This window comes from Lederbergia panacisoli (assembly GCF_024626525.1).
In the GTDB taxonomy this organism is placed as follows: Bacteria; Bacillota; Bacilli; order Bacillales; family Bacillaceae_C; genus Lederbergia; species Lederbergia panacisoli.
The window spans coordinates 101,280-121,183 of sequence record NZ_JANJGU010000012.1 but is presented as its reverse complement, the minus strand read 5'-3'; the positions used below and the strand labels follow the sequence as shown (position 1 = coordinate 121,183).

The window sequence follows — 19,904 nt, the reverse complement described above, 5'->3', positions numbered from 1 at the left end:
TGTGACATACTCTTTAAATACTGCATCATAAGATTTGTACGTTGCCATGTGGAAACACGCCCTTTTGTATGTTATTTATGATTTAAACATACGTCAATTCTGTCGTCCACTATTTATACTACATCCAATCCTAATCAAACTTTCACCAATTCTAGCCGGAATTTCATCAATTGTTATCGATCGATCTTGTCAGGAAAAGTATGTCATTTCATTTATCCATTATTTTAATTAATACCACTGCCTATCTTACATACCAAAACCTCATAAACTTTATCAAACCTAAATTTAATCTGTGCGAGATTCTGGAGTTAATTGTAGATGGTTAAGCGAAAACTTAGGTTTACCAAGGGTTTGTCAAATTCAACATAGGGACAACATCATCTACATATATACAAAACTTCTTGCGCTTTATATATTCGATGAAAGTAAAAATTCTAAAGGATTAATGAAGCGAATTGGAAGCGCGTACATAAGGTGAAAATCATCGTATTTAATTCTTCCCGGGGGTGATTGGTAGTTTCAGAAATTATAAGACTGCAATTAGGTGGGATATACTTAGTTTTAAAAATAAGAAGTTGGGGGTTTGAAATTGGAATTCAGAAATTTTAAAATTGTGGCTATTTTATTATCTCTCTTTTTAGTTCTATCAGCATGTAATAGCGATAAGGCGAATGTTGCAAATAAAGATAAAGAAGCTAAGGATGAGTCTTTAGATAATCTAACAGAATCCGGTCTTCCGATTGTTAAAGAACAAATTACGCTTAATATGTTTGTGAAGAGAAGACCTGCTGCAGCCGAAGATTGGAACGATGTATTGATCTTTAATAAGTATGAAGAATTAAGTAACATCGATGTTGTGTGGGAAATGACACCACAGGATGGATTAGAGGAAAAACGTAATTTGTTATTATCTTCAGGTGGAAAGTTACCGGATGCTCTCCATTCGGCCGAGTTGCCTAATATAGATATTCTTAAATTTGGTGAGCAAGGCACTTTTATTCCATTGAATGATTTAATTGAAAAACATGCACCGAACCTTATGAAAATATTTGAACAAAATCCTGAAATTAAAAAAGGACTTACATTCCCAGACGGAAATATTTATTCGTTCCCTACGATTGGATCGGAAGATTTCACCTCGTATCGTATTGGTGCAAGGCCTTGGTTTAAAAAAGAATGGCTTGAAGCGTTGAAGATGGATGTGCCGTCTACAGTGGATGAATTCTATGATTTCTTGGTCGCTGTTAAAGAAAATGATTTGCTTGGAGATGGATCAGGCAGGGAGGTTCCGTTCGGTGCCAATAGTATGAATCACTTAGTAAATTGGTTAAAGGGATCATATGGCTTAGGAAATAGAGGTACCGCCCACCCATATATTGATATGGACCCTAAGGGAGACGAGTTAAGATTTATTCCAACATCTCCCGAATACAAAGCAATGCTTGAATATATTAACAAGTTATATAGTGAAAATCTAATCGAACAAAATATTTTTACAATTGATCATAGTAATTATCTTGCTAATGGTTCCGAAGGTTTATATGGAAGTACGATTTACTGGAGTACACAAAGTGCATTTGGAGTAGGAGAAGATGACTATGATAGTGGAATAGCATTAAAAGGACCTTTTGGTGATCAGCTATATTCCAATGTCTATCCAACACTTGCTGGAATCAATGGATTTGTAATTACGAAAGATAATAAATACCCTGCAGCAACTGTTAGGTGGGTTGACCATTTTTATAGTGATGAGGGTTCGAAGCTATACTATTTAGGTGTTGAAGGTGAAACATATGAGACAACAGATGACGGGGGATATAAGTTTTTAGATGAAATCATCAACAACCCTGATGGGTTAACAATGTCCCAAGCAATCTCAAAATATCTAACATATCCAAACGGAGGGGCACCAGGTATTATTAAAAAGGAATTTTTCCAAGGAACAGAAAATTTGCCGGCGCTTTTAACTGCTGCTGAGAAAAATAAACCATTTATGATTGAGGAATCATGGCCAGGATTCACTTTTACAAGTGAAGAAAGTAAAAAAATGGCAGCCCTTACAGCGGATATTGAAAAATATGTAGAGGAAATGAGAGACAAGTTTATTTCTGGAAACGTATCATTTTCTGAATGGGATAAATATGTTAAAACGATTGAGGATATGAGATTAAGTGAATATATGGAGATTCAAAAGGCGGCCTACGATAGATTTATTAATAGTTAATTTGCTTACAGTGCTGTTTACATTATTGTGAATGAATACTATACGGATAACTATTCTGTTGTCCGTATAGTATTGCCTAGGAGGTTATCGCTTGGAAATCAAGGAAGTAAGTACAGTTAATCCTTCGAAAAAGATTTCTGTTCCGGGTCGTGTTTTAACTGTAAAAAGAAGTTTTATGAAAAGTTGGCAACTATATGCTTTTTTGCTGCCGGCTGTTCTTTACTTCACTATTTTTCATTATATTCCTATGTATGGTGTGCAAATAGGCTTTAAAGATTATATTGCTACCCTTGGTATTACTGATAGTCCTTGGGTTGGTTTTGAACATTTTACACGCTTTTACAATTCATATTACTTTTGGCGATTAATAAAAAATACGTTTGCGATTAGTTTTTATCAATTAGCATTGTTTCCTTTGCCCATTTTGTTCGCCCTTTCGCTAAATGAATTAAAAAATGGTGCATTTAAAAAATGGATGCAAACATTAACATATGCCCCCCATTTTATTTCAGTGGTTGTAGTAGTTGGGATGCTAATTGCCTTTTTAGATCCAATTAGTGGATTAGTAAATAATGTTATCGTCAAGCTTGGTGGAGAAGCCATTCCTTTCCTGACTAGTCCTGGCTGGTTTAGACATATTTATGTGTGGTCTGGAGAATGGCAGTCATTAGGTTGGGGAACGATTATTTATTTGGCAGCTTTAGCGGGTGTCAATCCAGAACTTCATGAATCAGCGAGCATAGATGGGGCAACAAGGGTACAAAAAATTTGGTATATTAATATCCCTTCCATTATGCCCGCCATTGTTGTGTTGTTCATTTTAAATATTGGAAAATTCATGTCTATCGGATTTGAAAAAGTGCTATTAATGCAAAACGCGCTTAACTCAGAGACCTCCGATATTATTCAAACATTTGTTTATCAAACAGGGATTATTGGCGGGGAATATGACTTTTCTGCCGCAATTGGATTATTCGATTCCGTAATAAATTTAATTTTATTAATCATAGTTAACTATTTTGCCAGAAGAGTAAGTGAAAATAGTTTGTGGTAAGAGGTGAAATAAATGATTAGCAGAGGTCTATCCGATAAAACATTTGATATATTAAATAAAATACTTGTACTCATCGTAACGATTGTCATTATTTACCCACTAATTTTCGCAATTAGTGCTTCTATAAGTGATCCGTCCGCTGTAAGTACCGGAAAAATGTGGTTATGGCCGGTTGATATTACATTGAAAGGATATAAAGTTATTCTTGAAAATAATGCAATTTGGCTTGGATATAGAAATACCATTATGTATACACTTCTTGGAACTGTTTTGCATCTTATTATATTACTTCCTTGTGCATATGCATTATCGAGAAAAGAAGTAATGGGGAAAAAGTTAATACTTTGGTTTGTACTATTTACCATGTTATTTAATGGAGGTTTAATCCCTACTTATTTAGTTGTTAGGTCACTTGGAATGGTGAACACAATCTGGGCAATTATCGTACCTGGAGTTGTTGGAGCTTGGTCGATCTTGGTGGCAAGAACATTTTTTGAACATAATGTACCAGATCAGTTGGTTGAGGCAGCAAGAATTGATGGAGCATCGGATTTTTATATCTTTTTTAAAATTGTTCTACCATTATCCACGCCCATCATCGCTGTAATGGCACTATTTCATGGAGTAAGCTTGTGGAATCAATACTTTTCAGCTTTGATCTATTTATCGGATGTCGATTTATATCCTTTACAATTGATTTTAAGGGAAATTTTAATCATTCATGAAATAGATACTGCAGCAGGGGGCGGCGCGGCATTAGGAGATTCTTTAGTGGAACAGGTTAAAACGGCAGCACTCGTTAAATATGCGGTTATAATTGTTGCAGCATTACCTTTACTAATTGTATATCCATTTTTACAAAGATACTTTGTACAAGGGGTTTTGATTGGTTCAATAAAAGAGTAAATATAATATTAGGAGTTGTACAATGAAGAAAGCAGTATTTTTTGATATTGATGGAACGTTATTAGGAAGTAATCGTACTCTCGCTGAGACCACTAAAAAGGCAATTGCAGAGTTGCAGAAAAATAACATTTTTACTGCAATAGCAACTGGAAGAGGACCAAATAATATACAACTTTTAACAAAAGAATTGAATATGACATCTTTTGTAGGTTTTAATGGACAGTATGTAGTCTATTCAAACAAGGCTATATCAAAAAATTACCTAGACCCTACTTATTTAAAATTATTGACTAAAGAAATTGAAAATAATAATCATCAAATCATATTTTTGGATGAAATTGCAATTCGTAATGAAGATAAAGGTTTTAAAAGCTTAGAAGACTGGAAAAAGGCACATATGAATAATCTTCCATTGGATTATTCAAATATATTTCAGGCTATTCTATTTGCCGAGGAACATGAGGTTGACTATCTAGATAACTTTTCGCAACATTACTCATTTGTCAGATGGGGCAAGGAGGCTTTAGATATTATACCAACCGGTAGATCTAAAGTGGAGGGAATTAAATCGATAGTGAAAGAACTTAATATAGATATGAAGGATGTATATGCATTTGGCGATGGACTGAATGATATTGAAATGTTGCAAGCGGCTGGTGTAGGGGTCGCAATGGGAAATGCCCATGAAAAGGTAAAAAAACACGCGGATTTTATTACTTCTGATGCAGATAATGATGGAATTGTTCGTGGCTTACAAGAAGTTGGGCTATTATCTAATCGTTTTCAATTAGCGTAATTTATTGAAGGTACCAAGTGAAAGCTTACGCTTGGTACTGTTTCTCGTAAATACGAGTTGGAAAGGAAGGTGATATGTATTGTGTTACACTATATAAGTACGATGTTTGTCGAATATGAAATTTACTTTAAAATATTGATCAGTGCGATATTGGGGTTTTTAATTGGTTGGGACCGTACGTCCAAGCATAAACCGGCAGGATTAAAAACTTATACATACGTTGCGGTTGCTTGCACATTACTTACCCTCATTTCAATAGTTAGTGTAGAAAAGTATAGCGGCATTCATGAAAATGTACGAGTCGATCCATTAAGATTGGCGGCGCAAATTGTTTCAGGATTAGGCTTTTTAGGAGCTGGTGTCATTTTAAAGGACGGGCTGCAAGTGAAGGGGCTTACCTCAGCCTCGATGATTTTCTTTGTTGGTGGGGTAGGCATAGGTATCGGTGCGGGATTTTATGGGGTTGTTATATTTGCGACCTTTTTAACATTCATATTAGCTCACTTAGGAGTATTTTTTGAAAAAAAACATTTAGACAAGGAAACGAAGACATCGACATTAAGTGGGTAGTGAATATTTGCAACCCTCTGTATTTATAAGGTTGGGGTGATTATAAAATGGTTAAATTTAAAATAAAGAAGCCTTATTTATTTTATAAGTATTTAATATCTTATTTTATCATTTTCCTGATCCCTTATTTAACGATAAGTATTATATTCTATCAAATGTCTGTTAGTAGTCTGCAAGAGGAAATTATTCAGTCGAATTATTCCCAATTAGAGCAGGTAAGAGATCTAACTGATTCCCGTATGGAGGAATTAAAAAACATTGCAACTAGAATTTCTACCGATCATCGTTTAACGCCATATATGGTAAGGCAACCTTATTACAATATTGAGGCAATTCAAGAGCTTAGTAAATACCAAGTAAATAGCTCCTTGATTGATGATTTATATTTATACTATGACGAAGATGATTATATCTATTCACCAAAAGGTGTGACCACAGTTGACACGGTTATTAAATATGATCATAAGTTAAAAGAGTCTGAGATTACGAAATTCAAAGAGACGATTTACAGTGAGTCACAACCTGTTATATACCCCCTTGAACTTAAATCAGATAAGAAACAGAGTCCCAAAAACATTATTGCTTATTTTTATCCAGTTCCACCGGGTAGTTCAATATCATATGGAAAGGTTATATTTTTTGTTAAGCAGGAGACTCTAACTAAATTAATAAACAATATTCTTGGTGATTTTCAAGGGAATATTTATATTTTTAATAAAGAAAATGAAATACTTGCATCGGATAATAATGGTAAATTACTTGATTCTAGTGCTTTATATGGTCTCGCGAATAGTGACACGAAAGTAATTAACGAAAATATTAATAACGAAAAGTATTCATTAGTAAGGATTAAGTCAGATATAAGTGGATGGACTTTTGTAACCGCTATCCCGACAGCTCAGTTTTACGGTAAATTATCAGCGTTGAAAAAAATGATAATATCTATTTTCTCTATCATAGCCGTATTTGGAGTAATTTCTGCATTCTTGTTATCAGTAAGACAATATCGTCCCATTGAAAACATAGCGCAATATTTGAAATCGAATCAACGAACGGGGCTTATAAAGAAAAGTAAAGATGAATTGGAAATTATTAGAGATTCGATAGAGTTGATGTTTCAAGATAGTAAAAAGTTAGAAGAGCGGGTAATAGAACAAAAACCATTTGTTAGAGCCCAGTTTTTATTAAAAATGATCAAAGGCAATATAAAAGTTGATATGGAAACTCTATCAGAGGAGGCTCATCTTTCGTTTAATGGTAATAGTTATTTTGTCATGGTGATTTCTTATAAAGGTAATGATGAAAATGATTTTTATGGGCGCGAAGGAATGGTTGATTTATTATCAAAGGTTTCATTCCAAGGATGCGTGGGGTATGGAGTAGAACTTTTCCATGAAAAAGCAATTGCTTTAATTGTAAGTATTGGCGATGAACAAGATCTACAATTGAGAAGTCTTTATTTTGAAAAAATGAAAGAAATAATAGCGAGTGCCGGTAGCGGTCTAGTGCCAAAGATTGGTGTTGGAAATGTCCACCAAGGAATGGAGAATATTAATCACTCTTATATAGAGGCTCTTGCTTCCATTGAATTCAATCTAGTTACAAATAGTAATATCGTGTTTTTTGATGAAATTACTTTAAAAATGGGAAGGAATATTTGGTATCCAGCTGAGTACCAAGTTAAATTTACACAAAGTTTGAAACAGGGTGATTTTCATTTAGCCATTGAGAACTTGGAATCTATTTTTCAATATTTAAGGAATGAAGAAATATCTATTCCACTAATAAGGTGTATGTGTTTCGATATTATAAATACAGTATTAAAATATTTAGCTGAATTGGAGATTATCCATAAGGTTCAAAATATTGATAGAATAGTGGACTTTCAATCTTTAGAGGAATTAAAATTTAGTTTGATAAAAATGATTAAATTAGTATGCGAAGAAGTTGATATTAGGAAAGAAAGTAATAATATTCAATTGAGGAATGATATTATAGCCTATATCCAAAACGAATATAAATCCAATAATTTAAACCTAGAACTTTTGGCGGCAACATTTAGTTTGTCAACTTCCTATATTAGTAGATTTATTAAGGAACAAACAGGCTTTACTTTTACACAGTATATTTGGAATTTGCGTTCGGAAGAATTTAAAAGACAGCTATTAGAAACGAACCTACCTATAAGAGAAATTGTAAAAGATATTGGATACGTAGATGTTGCTAACTTTACTAGGAAGTTCAGGAATGAAGAAGGATTAACTCCTGGGCAATATAGACAGTATCTATCTTCTTGAAGAGTTGGAAGGGGACTTTTTGGACCAAAAAAATTCACCGATTTTCATTTTGGGCGAGTACTAGGTACTCACGCCACTCATGGTACTTACAGACATTTACCAGTATCATCCAATAATAGGAATATAAAGATTTATATTTAACTGAATATTTTATATTTAAATGCAACCACTGCAACCTCAGCAGTGCCAAGTCTAGTTGCATTACCATTTACCATGAAGTTCGATTCTAAGTAGTCGGTAGAAGGGGAGACGCCCTCCCGCCAATTACTTAGAATCTATTTGTGCGTGTTACCATGTGTAAGCGAACCTCAAGGCTTTAATTTGCTAACCAGCGTTTATACGATTATAAAGTTAATGTCAATTGTGCGTACTTGGGTTATGAAGATTGTGCTTTTCTACTTGTTACGTCCGTAGAATTTAAAACTTACATCTTCCTTCATCCCAGGTCTTTTTGAATTCCGTATTTTCAAATTCCTTCCTTGTATCTCTTCTTCAAATTCTTCTAATGATAATTTTGGGGCGAACTTTAAAGCATCTTCTACACTATACATGCTAATTATGTCCACACCAACCCAAAAACTCTTCTTCATCCCAAAAGAAATAGTTTACAGAAACCCTGATGGACGTCCTAAAGGTGGTGCAAAGTATCTGAACTTTCATCCCCTTATGATCGAGCCAAAAGCTTAGTACATCAACAATAGAATCCATTTCGAGCACTTCTATGATTTTATCCACCTAGTTTATAAGAAGCCATTCCTATGATCGGGAGATGAAAATTATAGGGTCTGATCTTTCTAAAGGGCTTAAAAAAAGAGCACAAGTGAGTACCCAAAAATAGATATTATTTTTGATTAAATTCCTGCTATTCTATCAATTTCCTAGAAAAATTTATTCTTAATGACAAATTCTAGCAATATTATGACATTCGTTATATCATAATAGAAAGGGTATTTTTTAAAAATTAGGTATAATTAATTTCATAGGATATAAGAAAAAAGCTAATTTTAAAGAGCTTGTATATATTGTTATTTTTGAGGTGAGTTGAATGCCGAAAAAAGGCACTGTATTTGTTTTATCGTTTATAGCTTTGGGAATTGCCTTTTTAGTGGGTGGTAATCTTTACTGGAAAAAGAGTGTCTCGATGTTTGAAAGTGATGAATATGCGCAAGTTGGCGAGGAAATAGAAATACATCAAGAGATACAAAGTGATGTAGAGTTAAAGGGAGCTTCTACTGCTTCGAATGAGGAACTTGAAGCGGTTGAGGATGAAGAAGAAGTGGAAATTGATGAAAATCTGGATGAAGTGAGTGAAGAAGAAATAACGGCACAAGCAGATGATTCACTTAACACACAGACGGAAGAAGAGGTTAATGTCACTCAAAATACCCAACAATCTACTTATACGCCAACACCGAATAATCAACATGAGACTAGCATCCCTAACAAGTCTGTTTCCGAGAGCAAAACTGACACCGCTAAAAAACCTGGAACTACACAACCAGAAGGAACGAATCCAGTAAAAACAAATCCGGCCAAAACAAGCCCGAAAACGGAAAAGCCGAAAACGAATAATGAAAAGCCAAAAGGCAAGTCAAAGGAAGAGAATGCTGATAAAAAACCAGTCACAGATAATAAAGACAAAACGGAAAAGCCTAAGACCGAAAAGCCAAAGGTAGAAGAGCCAAAGGAGCCGAAACCACCAGAGTCAACCGAACCACCTGAATCAACTAAACCACCAGTTTCAGATGAACAAGGTGAACAAGATCCTGTCAAACCTAAAGAGCCTGAGAACCCGCCAACGGATGATAGTAAGGAAGATGTTGAAAGCAAAGAAGGGCCGTAAAGAACTTAGTTGAGCTTGGAGTAAGCACGTTATTCTAGAATCCTGTTATAAGGTGATTCGGAAATAACGTGCTTATTTTTTATATTCTTTTAGTTTAACTTTCATATGAAGATAGAATCACAAGAATTATTGAATAAAATTACGTTTTCGCCATGATTCGAACTATTTTATTTTAGCAGCGAAATCAGATTCGTTTTTTTTGGATAAAACTAAATATCCGATACATTTCATAATTGTTCTATCAAATAAATTGGGATATTTATAGTTTCTTCCTTTGATATTTAATCTAGAAAAATGAGTTCTGTTACTTTGACTTACTTCTGTACTCACTTGGAGACATATTTAATTCCCTCTTAAATACAACACTTAAATATTCTGTATGTTTAAAACCTGCCCTTTCAGCAATTTCATACAATGGTAAATCTGTCTCCGTTAAAAGTTGTTTAACGAATTTAAGTCTAACGGATATTATTTCTTCGTGCGGTGTTCTCCCAACTATTTTTCGAAACCTGTCTTCAAAGATTCTCCGTGAAAGTGGGGTAACCTCTAATAAATCTTGCACTGTTATACCATCACAAGCATGGTTGCGAATAAAATTAAGGGCGTCTGCAATAACTTTGTCATTAATCGCCAAGACATCAGTTGACTGGCGTGTTTTGATTCCCAATGGCTCAATTAGATACTTTTTGTTTTCGAAATTTTTTCCATTCATCATTTGATCTAACAGGAATGCTGCTTGATATCCTGTTTTTAATGAGTTTGGGATAACGCTAGATAATGGGGGCTGAGCTAACTCACAAAGGAGTTCATCATTATCTACACCGATTACGGCAACCTCATCGGGAACTGAAACTTTTGCAATTCGACAAGCTTCTAGTAATTGCTGGCCTTGCGAGTCAAAACAAGACATGATGCCAATTGGTTTTGGAAGAGTTTTGACCCAATGCGCCATCTCTTTTCTCTCTACATATCGAAATTTATCCTGATGGGAATACGAGTCAAACGTATAACATGGAAATCCTAAATCTTGTATGTATTCTTTAAAGTGTAAACTACGCTGATCTGACCAGCTATATCTGGAATTTCCACAAAAACCAAAGTATTTGAAACCTCTCTCTATTAAATGATCAGCAGCCAATTGGGCAAAAGACTCATCATTAGTTTCTACAAAGGGTAAATTGGGAAGTAATCGCGCAGCGCTCAAGTCTACGGTTGGTAGATTAATTTTTGAAATATAGTCGGCAATATGTTCATTTTCTATACGTGCTATTATTCCATCGCCTTCCCAGTTGAGCAGCCAAGTTAAATCTGTATTGGACCTCCCGTATTCTCCTAAATAGACAGACCATCCCCTGTTTTCACGAATATATTTTCTAATTCCAAATAATAATCCTCGGGCATATTCATTTGAAGTTTCAATGATTAAAGCGACTTGTTTTCGATTTTTAAAGTTAGAAAAATAATTAACCTTCGTCAAATTTTTCAAATCCCTCTTTCGATATTATGTTTGCTGTATCAATTATATTGAATATATCAGTAATAAATAAGGGTTTCAATATCTTAAGCAATGTAAAAAAACTCAATTTATAATATAAGAAATCTCATAGACTAACAAAAAAACATCGGATATACTCTGAAGTAAAGATGATTTTAGAATATTTCAAATAGTAGTGGAAAGGAAAGGTGAGTAGGATTGTAAAAAAACATATGAATAATGGAGTTATCTTCCCTTATCTTACTGGTCATTTTCAAATTATGGATTAGCGACTGATTTTTTAGTGCTACGAGTAAGTGAAAAAAGAATAAATTGATTGTTCGTCAACGATATCTTGGAATTATAAAAAGAAACTGTTTTTTAGGAGGAATGTGATGTGGTGAACGAAAAAAAGATAAACATAGCAATCGTTGGTTTAGGATTCGGAGCTGAGTTTATTCCTATTTATCAAAACCATCCTAATACTGTAATGTATGCAATTTGCCAAAGAAATGAAGAAAATTTAAACAAAATTGGAGACTACTTTAATATTGAAAAACGTTATACCAGTTTTGAGGAATTATTGGAAGATGATCAAATAGATGCTGTTCATATAAATACTCCCATCCATTTGCATGCTAAGCAAAGTATTGCTGCGCTAAAGGCCGGCAAACATGTAGCGTGTACAGTTCCGATGGCTACGACAATTGAAGAATGTCGGCAAATTGTTGAGGCGCAGCAAGCTTCGGGGAAAAAATATATGATGATGGAGACTGCGGTATATACAAGGGAATTTTTATATGTAAAAGAGTTAAGGGATACTGGCAAACTCGGAAGAATCCAATTTTTAAGAGGAAAGCATCAACAGGAGATGGCGGGGTGGCCAGGTTATTGGGAAGGGTTGCCTCCTATGCATTATGCCACACATGCAATCTCACCCTTATTAGCTCTTGCTGAAAATGAGGCAGAATATGTATCCTGTTTTGGTTCCGGACAAATAGCGGAAAACCTAACAGAAAAATACGGATCTCCATTCGCAGTTGAAACGGCTTTATTTAAAATACGAAATTCTAATTTGGCGATGGAAGTTACTAGATCTCTTTTTGAAACATCTAGAGAGTATATTGAGAGTTTTGATGTTTATGGCGAGAAGGCAAGTTTTGAATGGCAACAATTGTTGAGTGAAAATCCTATCGTTTTCATTGGTGAAGATGGCAAACGTGTAAATGTGCCTGATTATGCATACTTATTGCCGGAATCCATACAACGATTCACAACAGAGGGTGTATACGATTCAAAGGGTAATCAGCATTTATCTTTTACACAAGGAGGAGGCCATGGAGGATCCCATCCGCATCTCGCACACGAATTTGTTATGAGTATTATTGAAAATCGCTCTCCTTTTCCTGATGTATATACATCTGCAAACTGGACTAGCGCTGGGCTCTGTGCACATGAATCTGCAATGATGAATGGCAAGCACATTCCGTTGCCTGTGTTTAAATAAACCGTTGCAATTTAGCATGAATGAAGAACATTCGGCGGTGGGATTTGGAAGTAATGATCAAAAAAGTATAAGCGTTTACAAAAAAGGGGAGGGGTATTATGAGAACCGTATTTGTTGTACATCCAGACTTTGATGCAGTATGGCCCTTTGCAGCTGATCATTTTCGCAAAGTAATGGAAAGGCAAGGAGAAGTTGAGTTTTACCGTTTAAATGATAATGATGAACGAAGTATAGGGGAAATTGCTCCAAATCCAGACAGTGTTACACGTTTGATTTCTCTATGTGTTCCAGTAACGAGCAATGATATCCAACTGTTTAGCTCTTTAAAAGAGGCTGTAATTACACACGGGTATGGCAGTGAATTATCAGATGTGTGCAAGGAACAACTCGAGCAAAAAGGAGTACGCATTTATAATCAGCCTAGTGAGGGATTCTGGGGACAGTCAGTTTCGGAATTTGCACTTGGATTAACCATTTGTGGGTTAAGACGGATCCCGCAAACACACCATGAAATAATTACAAACCTAGATTCATGGGACTATGACGCCCCTGAAAATAGAGGACGTCCTGGTGCTAGAGGACATCAATTTGGAGATAACCCTAATTTTTCTAATGGTACTATTCAAGGTAAAAGAGTGCGTATAGTTGGTGCAGGAAATATTGCCAGTCGCTATGCAAGTTTTGTAAACTTTTTGGGGGCTGATGTCGCTAGTTGGGATCCTTATGCAAGTGAACCGAGTTTCCATCGTTCAGGTTCGCGGAAAGAATGGCACTTAGAAGAACTAGTAAAAGATGCAGAAATTTTCGCTCCTATGGTGCCTTTGACTAAATCTACCGAAGGATTAATTACTGCAGATCATATACGGGCATTGCCAAAAGGTTGTTTAGTCATACTTGCTACTAGGGCAGGAGTATGTGATGTGCCAACTTTAAGGGAAAGGGTATTGGCTGATGAATTAAGTTTAGCCGCGGACGTTTTTGATATTGAACCACTACCACTTACTGATCCCTTACTCGGCAGACATAATGTAGTTCATACACCACATAACGCAGGGCGAACTATTGATGCCAATAAACTATGGGCAGAAAAATTAGCAGAACAATTTTTGCCGCTATAAGAAATGAGATTCAACCAAAATAGGAAACTATGTTGGGGAATGGCACAAAACTGATTATGATATAGGTCTTTCGTATCAGAAAAAAAGACTTATGAACAAATGAGTATTTCGATAGATGTATAAACTATAGAAGATGCTGGGAGGGAAAGTTTATTGGGCAAAAAAGTTAAAATAGCTGTTATCGGTTTACAATTTGGAGGGCAATTTGCACCAATCTTCCAATTACATCTCGATGTGGAAGAGGTAGGCATCTGCGACACTAATGAGACTCTGCTGAATGAATATGGAGATAAATATGGATTTGATGAACGTTTTACTAGTCTTGATCAAGTTCTAAACTCTGGTAAGTATGATGCTGTCCACTTAGTGACGCCGATACATTCTCATGCCGGTTGAGAAAGACGCATGATCGATATCATTTAGATTAATTTTATACTTATAAAAGCACTTTTTTCAGTTAAAGGAAATAGTAAATAATAGCAAAGTACCCACCTATTAAGAAGGTGGGATTTTTTGATCATACTTTTTTAATCTACTTAACTAATCCGAAGATCCAACCGCTTCACTTCATCACTCTCCAAGCTGAACTTAGCGGTTTCATCATGAATAATTCGTTAGTAAGTGTTCGTTTGGGGTTGCATGGTTCCTGCTAAATTGAAAATTAATGAATAAAAAGTAATTGAATGCCAACCACAATTAATATAACGGAAAGCATTTTAACGATCCATTTACCGGATAGTTTTTTGGATAATATAACACCAAGCTGGGCTCCAAATAATACCCCTATACCTCCCCACAATACAACTGCCCAATCAATATTGCCATAATTTATTTGGATCATAACTCCGATTGTGGAGTACAAACAAAGTGAAAAGAGAGAGGTAGCAGTTGCGTTATGCGGTAGTACTCCAAATATGTATATCAATATTGGTACAAGCAACCAACCTCCACCAATACCCAGATAACCTGAAACCACACCTAATAGTAAGCCAACTATTAAAAATGTATAAAATTTAAATTGTTTAAAAAGGTCCGAATCACTAGAATAATCATCTAGTGAAGCAGCTATTTCTGCTTTTATTTCAAGATTTTCTTCCGGAGCTTTTTTAAATAATATAAATAATCCTAAAGCAAGAATCATTATTGAAAAAATTAAATAAAAAATTTGTGACGGACTTGTTCGATTGAACCATATCCCTATAAATGTACCTGGGGTTGCTCCTACTGCTAAAACAATTCCCAATTTATAATTTATTCTATGTTGTTTTGCATATCCAATAATCCCTGATAAAGAATTTATCATTACAACTACAATCCCTGTACCAGCTGCAACAACGGGTGACATATTAAAAAAAAGTAGTAAAGCAGGAACAAATATAAATCCTCCTCCAGCACCTATAATAACGCCAAAGGTTCCGGTTAAAAGTGCAATGATGAAAATTAAAAAAGCATGTAGCATACTGTCCTCCCGGTAAAATTAATCTAAACTTAAAGTAGCATGTAAATTAACAAGGGTAAATTTAAATAAATGCATGGTCTATAACTTAAAGTTATAATAAATTATTGATTACTAATTTCTAAATATTCGTGATAATATGAAATATATTAAATTATCAGGAGAGATAGTATGAATATTGAAAGTTTAATAATGTTTTGTCATGTTGTTGAAGAGGGGACAATAAGTGGGGCTGCACGTATTGGATATGTATCTCAGCCAGCAGTAACCAAACAGATTCGCCAGTTGGAAAATCGTTATAATGCATTGCTTTTTAATAGGGCGGGAAATAAATTATCTCTTACGGAAGCAGGAGCAACTTTATATGATTATGCAAAAGAAATCGTACAATTTTATAAAAGATCCCAAGAAGCGGTGGATTATATAAACGGCAAACTTGAAACTTTTCTTAATGTTGGAGCCAGTCAAACTATAGGAGAATATACTTTACCGGAATTATTAGGAGACTTTACAAAAAATCACGAAAATATAAGATTTAATCTGTCGATAGGAAATACTCCGGAGATTTTATCAAAACTAAGAGATAACATTATTGATATTGGTTTGGTAGAAGGAATCTTGGAAGAGGAAAAGAAGCTTATAGATCAGGACATCATTATTGATAAATTATCTACAGACGAATTAATAGTAATAACATCACCTAGCCACCGTTGGAGGGAAAGGAAGGAAGTAAATGTATGGGAGTTGACCGAAGAAAAGATGATTTGGAGAGAACAAATATCTGGCACAAGACGATTAATTGAAAATGCCTTGAAAGATCGTGGCATTATTGAAAATATTAATTGGTTTATGGAACTCGGAAGCATCCAGTCCATAAAAAGTGCAGTTGAAGCTGATTTAGGTATTGCTTTTATTCCTAAACAAACAGTAAAAAGAGAATTAAGATTTGGATTATTACGAGAGGTAAAGGTTTCAAATTTTAACTTATCCAGGGATCTATATATGATTCAAAAAAATCATAGGTTCAGGAAGATTGGGCTTGGGAAATTTATACAGTTTGTAAAGGAAAGGAAATGACTGAAAATCTATATATAGTTGGAATAAAAAGTTAGCAAATTCTATCAAACTTTATACCTATAACTTTTGGTTATACCATATGATATTGTTGTAATTCTCAAAAGCAGGTTATGATGATAGGATATTTCCAAGGAATGAATATTGAAATAATTCGCGCTTATTGGAGGAGGTAAAAGTTGTATAGAGTGGTAATAGAGTTATAGATTTTTTTGAAAAGTTATGTAACTGCTTTCAAATCATAATGGGGGGTACGATTAGTGAGAAAGATTAAAAGTTTATGCCTGATTTCGTTAGTTTTTTCCTTACTATTATTAACTGCATGCGGTTCTCCATCTTCTGAAACCGGATCCAAAGGAAAGAGTAATGAAAACGAAAAAGTTACTTTAAATGTTTGGTTCCCTGGAACTGGTACAGTTGAAACAGCTGTAAGAGATATTTTAGATAAATTTGAAGAAGAAAATCCAAATATAAAGGTTGAATTGGAAGCAATCCCTTGGGGCGAATACTTTCAAAAGTTATCAGTAGGGTATGCGGGAGGAACAGCTCCCGATGTGCATGGTTTGGGTTATGGACAATTAATTTTTACAGTTATGCAAGATCAGTACATGGATTTAAATCAATTTATAGAAAAAGATAATTGGGAAGGTAAAGATGACGTTTTTGAATCTATTTTAAAAGCGGGTCAATATAAAGATGGACAGTATGGATTATTATTTCCAGAAGTACGCCCCTTAGTATGGAGAAAAGACTTTTTTGAAGAAGTCGGTCTTGATCCAGAACAACCACCTCAAACATTAGATGAGGTATTTGAATATGCTAAGAAATTGAAAGTTGTTGAAAATGGAGAAACAACAAGGGCAGGAATTGATATTCAAACTGAAAATGGTGAGCAATCTTATTTTTCTTTATTAATGTTATTGGGACAGGATATAGATATTTATGAAGAAAACGGAAATCCGCGATTTGACGAATCAGAATCAATTGAATTAGTTAAAAAAATGGTTGATTTATTTAATGATGGAGCGATAATCCCATCACATCAACAACAACTGCAAGGTTCAAATTTTGAAAATGATTTAGCTGCAATGTCGTTTGCATCTTCTCCTACTATTGAGACACTTGCTAATGCTGTCGGTCACGATAATATTGGTTGGTCCCTACCACCAAAAGGACCTAATGGTGATCAAACAGCATTAATGTTGGGGACATTCCTAACAATGAACAAAAATACTAAACATCCTGAAGAATCATGGGAGCTAATAAAATTTTGGTTTAATGCCGAAAATGCCTTAGACTTTTCGAAGCAGACCGGTTTTGCTGTACCATTGAAATCATTGGAAAATGATTTTAAAGAGTTGGCTCCACAAAATGAAATTGTATTTGAAGCACTAATGGATGCTAGGGGATATTCACCGACAGAACACTGGAGTAAGAACATGGATTATTTACGCTTAGCGTTGGAAGAATCATATAATGGAATACGTCCTGTAGATGAAGCATTTAAGGAAAATGCCAAACTATTAAGAAAAGAATTGGGTCTAGAATAAAGTTAACCTCCTATAAGCCCTCTATATTATAAATATAGCAGGGCTTATACATAAAATTAAAATATCATTCTTTTACTAATAATTAATTGAAGTATTTTATAAGAGTATTATCCGTTCTTACCAGTTAATTAAAGAGGAAGATTGTTTAGTAAACGGAAATTAATAGGATTAATGATTTTTAAAGCGGATTTAAAGAATACCAGGTAGCACTACGGTAATAACGGAGGATCACTATGAACAGTAAATGGAATAAAACATTACCCTATTTGATGATCAGTCCCTATTTAATAGTATATGGGATATTTATTTTGATTCCTTTAATATGGGTTTTTTATCTTAGTTTTACCAATTACACCCCCATGAATCCGGGAAATTGGATTGGTTTTGATAACTTCGAAAAATTATTTAACGATATTAAATTTAAAGCTGCTCTACGTAATACTGGACTTTTTTGGATTTTTACTGTTATTCCAAGTATGATAATAGGCCTTTTAGTAGCAACGTTTTTAAATACAAAGATAAAAGGTTCAAGTATTTTCAGAGCAATTATATATTTGCCAGGGGTAATGTCAGGCGTGGCGGTAGCGATGACTTGGTTGTGGATATATGATCCACAAAATGGACCAGTTAATCTAGTATTAAAGGCATTTGGTGGTACAGGAAAACACTGGCTAAGAAATCCGGAAACTGCGTTGCCGGCTATTATTATAATTGGAATTTGGATGGCTATTGGCTTTTCGATGATTATATATACGGCAGGTTTACAGGGGATTTCTCAGGAGTTATATGAGGCGGCAAGTATAGATGGTGCAAATACTGTAAGAAAATTTTTATCTATTACAGTACCACTATTAAGACCGATTACTTTCTTTCTATTTATTATGAACACAATTACCTCTTTCCAAGTTTTCGACATCGTTTATATTATGACAGGTGGAGGACCTGCAAATGCAACAACAACTATTGTAAACGAAATTGTTAAGACTGGATTTGAAACCTTCAATATGGGATACGCTTCCTCAATGTCTATTGCTTTACTTATAATTACACTTGTATTTACATTAATAAATTATTGGTTAAATCCAAAGGAAAGCGATTCATAATTAGGAGGAAACTACAAATGAAACATGAAAAGCGCAATAAAATAATCGCATATATTGTCCTAACGCTTTTTTCAGTAATTATGGCATTACCTTTGTTTGTAATTATATTTACCTCCTTAAAAGGTGATGCGGAATTTGTTACGAGAAGTGCATCGTTTTTCCCGAAAGAATGGAAATTTGAAAACTATATATTAGCTATGCAGGCAACTCATTGGGGGACATATTTTAAAAACTCCATTATCATCACTCTATTTGCAGTAGGAGGAAGTATTTTAGTTAGTTTACTAGCAGGATATACATTTGCACGCCTTCAATTTAAAGGAAGAGATATCATATTTATTTTATTATTACTTGGATTAATGGTCCCTCCCCAGGTAACAATCATTCCCCAATTTATTATTATGAAAAGTATTCCTTTTTTTGGCGGGAATAATATTTTAGGAAGTGGAGGAACGGGCTGGCTTGACACGTATTATGCTTTAATTATTCCGCAATTAGCAGCACCAGTTGGAGTCTTTCTGGCGCGACAATTTTTTCAATCATTTCCGAAGGAATTGGATGAGGCTGCTTATATAGATGGTACAGGATATTTCGGTACTTTTATTAGAATTTATTTACCGTTAAGCGGCCCTTTAATTGCTGCATTTGGAATATTAAAAACAGTCCATGTATGGAATGACTTTTTTAATCCATTAATTTATACAAATAGTCCAGCGATGAGAACAGTTCAACTTGGTTTAAAGGTTTTCCAAGGTGAATTCAATATTCAATATAATTTATTAATGGGATCAACGCTTATTATTTCTATTCCACTAATTATTATGTTTTTTGTCTTCCAAAAGCATTTTGTTCAAAGCTTATTATCATCAGCAGTAAAAGGATAAGCAATTTTAGTGCTAATTAAAATTGGTTAAAAAAATACTCAAAGCATT

The 19,904-nt window shown here is 34.5% G+C and carries 16 protein-coding genes; 14 read left to right on the top strand and 2 right to left on the bottom strand.

Annotation, left to right across the window (positions count from 1 at the left end; translation table 11 throughout):
• Positions 1 to 589: 589 nt before the first annotated feature.
• The 7 genes from NQ185_RS15335 to NQ185_RS15305 all read left to right on the top strand — a co-directional run bounded on the left by NQ185_RS15335 (position 590) and on the right by NQ185_RS15305 (position 9,690).
• Complete coding sequence (locus NQ185_RS15335) at positions 590 to 2,224, top strand: extracellular solute-binding protein (protein WP_257582850.1); 1,635 nt, start codon at positions 590 to 592, stop codon at positions 2,222 to 2,224.
• A 175-nt stretch (positions 2,225 to 2,399) separates the two neighbouring features.
• The gene (locus tag NQ185_RS15330) at positions 2,400 to 3,278 is read left to right on the top strand and encodes an ABC transporter permease (protein ID WP_257582856.1); all 879 of its coding nucleotides are present in this window, start codon (positions 2,400 to 2,402) and stop codon (positions 3,276 to 3,278) included.
• 12 nt (positions 3,279 to 3,290) lie between these two features.
• Positions 3,291 to 4,184: a carbohydrate ABC transporter permease gene (locus NQ185_RS15325; RefSeq protein WP_257582849.1), complete on the top strand. Its 894-nt coding sequence runs from the start codon at positions 3,291 to 3,293 to the stop codon at positions 4,182 to 4,184.
• A 22-nt stretch (positions 4,185 to 4,206) separates the two neighbouring features.
• Positions 4,207 to 4,980, top strand: a complete 774-nt coding sequence (locus NQ185_RS15320; protein ID WP_257582848.1) for a Cof-type HAD-IIB family hydrolase — start codon at positions 4,207 to 4,209, stop codon at positions 4,978 to 4,980.
• 102 nt (positions 4,981 to 5,082) lie between these two features.
• A complete protein-coding gene (locus NQ185_RS15315) occupies positions 5,083 to 5,550 on the top strand; it encodes an MgtC/SapB family protein (protein WP_257582855.1) in 468 nt (155 codons plus the stop codon).
• A gap of 47 nt (positions 5,551 to 5,597) precedes the next feature.
• Entirely contained in the window at positions 5,598 to 7,847 is a 2,250-nt protein-coding gene (locus tag NQ185_RS15310) for a helix-turn-helix domain-containing protein (protein WP_257582847.1), read from the top strand.
• Positions 7,848 to 8,892: 1,045 nt separating this feature from the next.
• The gene (locus NQ185_RS15305) at positions 8,893 to 9,690 is read left to right on the top strand and encodes a hypothetical protein (RefSeq protein WP_257582846.1); all 798 of its coding nucleotides are present in this window, start codon (positions 8,893 to 8,895) and stop codon (positions 9,688 to 9,690) included.
• 304 nt (positions 9,691 to 9,994) lie between these two features.
• Here NQ185_RS15305 and NQ185_RS15300 read toward each other — a convergent pair whose 3' ends face one another.
• On the bottom strand, positions 9,995 to 11,167 hold the full coding sequence (locus NQ185_RS15300) for an AraC family transcriptional regulator (RefSeq protein WP_257582845.1): 1,173 nt from the start codon (positions 11,165 to 11,167) through the stop codon (positions 9,995 to 9,997).
• A 394-nt stretch (positions 11,168 to 11,561) separates the two neighbouring features.
• Between NQ185_RS15300 and NQ185_RS15295 the strand changes: the two genes are divergently transcribed.
• The 3 genes from NQ185_RS15295 (at position 11,562) to NQ185_RS15285 (ending at position 14,185) form a co-directional block, all read left to right on the top strand.
• On the top strand, positions 11,562 to 12,671 hold the full coding sequence (locus tag NQ185_RS15295; protein WP_257582844.1) for a Gfo/Idh/MocA family protein: 1,110 nt from the start codon (positions 11,562 to 11,564) through the stop codon (positions 12,669 to 12,671).
• A gap of 98 nt (positions 12,672 to 12,769) precedes the next feature.
• Positions 12,770 to 13,789, top strand: coding sequence for an NAD(P)-dependent oxidoreductase (locus NQ185_RS15290; protein WP_257582843.1), 1,020 nt, complete (start codon positions 12,770 to 12,772; stop codon positions 13,787 to 13,789).
• Positions 13,790 to 13,942: 153 nt separating this feature from the next.
• A complete protein-coding gene (locus tag NQ185_RS15285; protein WP_257582842.1) occupies positions 13,943 to 14,185 on the top strand; it encodes a Gfo/Idh/MocA family oxidoreductase in 243 nt (80 codons plus the stop codon).
• 265 nt (positions 14,186 to 14,450) lie between these two features.
• Here NQ185_RS15285 and NQ185_RS15280 read toward each other — a convergent pair whose 3' ends face one another.
• Positions 14,451 to 15,248: a sulfite exporter TauE/SafE family protein gene (locus tag NQ185_RS15280; protein WP_257582841.1), complete on the bottom strand. Its 798-nt coding sequence runs from the start codon at positions 15,246 to 15,248 to the stop codon at positions 14,451 to 14,453.
• Positions 15,249 to 15,416: 168 nt separating this feature from the next.
• Between NQ185_RS15280 and NQ185_RS15275 the strand changes: the two genes are divergently transcribed.
• The 4 genes from NQ185_RS15275 to NQ185_RS15260 all read left to right on the top strand — a co-directional run bounded on the left by NQ185_RS15275 (position 15,417) and on the right by NQ185_RS15260 (position 19,856).
• On the top strand, positions 15,417 to 16,322 hold the full coding sequence (locus NQ185_RS15275) for a LysR family transcriptional regulator (protein WP_257582840.1): 906 nt from the start codon (positions 15,417 to 15,419) through the stop codon (positions 16,320 to 16,322).
• Positions 16,323 to 16,579: 257 nt separating this feature from the next.
• Positions 16,580 to 17,869: an ABC transporter substrate-binding protein gene (locus NQ185_RS15270; protein ID WP_257582839.1), complete on the top strand. Its 1,290-nt coding sequence runs from the start codon at positions 16,580 to 16,582 to the stop codon at positions 17,867 to 17,869.
• 233 nt (positions 17,870 to 18,102) lie between these two features.
• Entirely contained in the window at positions 18,103 to 18,972 is an 870-nt protein-coding gene (locus tag NQ185_RS15265) for a carbohydrate ABC transporter permease (protein ID WP_257582837.1), read from the top strand.
• Between the two features lie 17 nt (positions 18,973 to 18,989).
• Positions 18,990 to 19,856 (top strand): carbohydrate ABC transporter permease, encoded by an 867-nt coding sequence (locus NQ185_RS15260; protein WP_257582836.1) that lies wholly within the window; start codon positions 18,990 to 18,992, stop codon positions 19,854 to 19,856.
• Positions 19,857 to 19,904 lie beyond the last annotated feature (48 nt).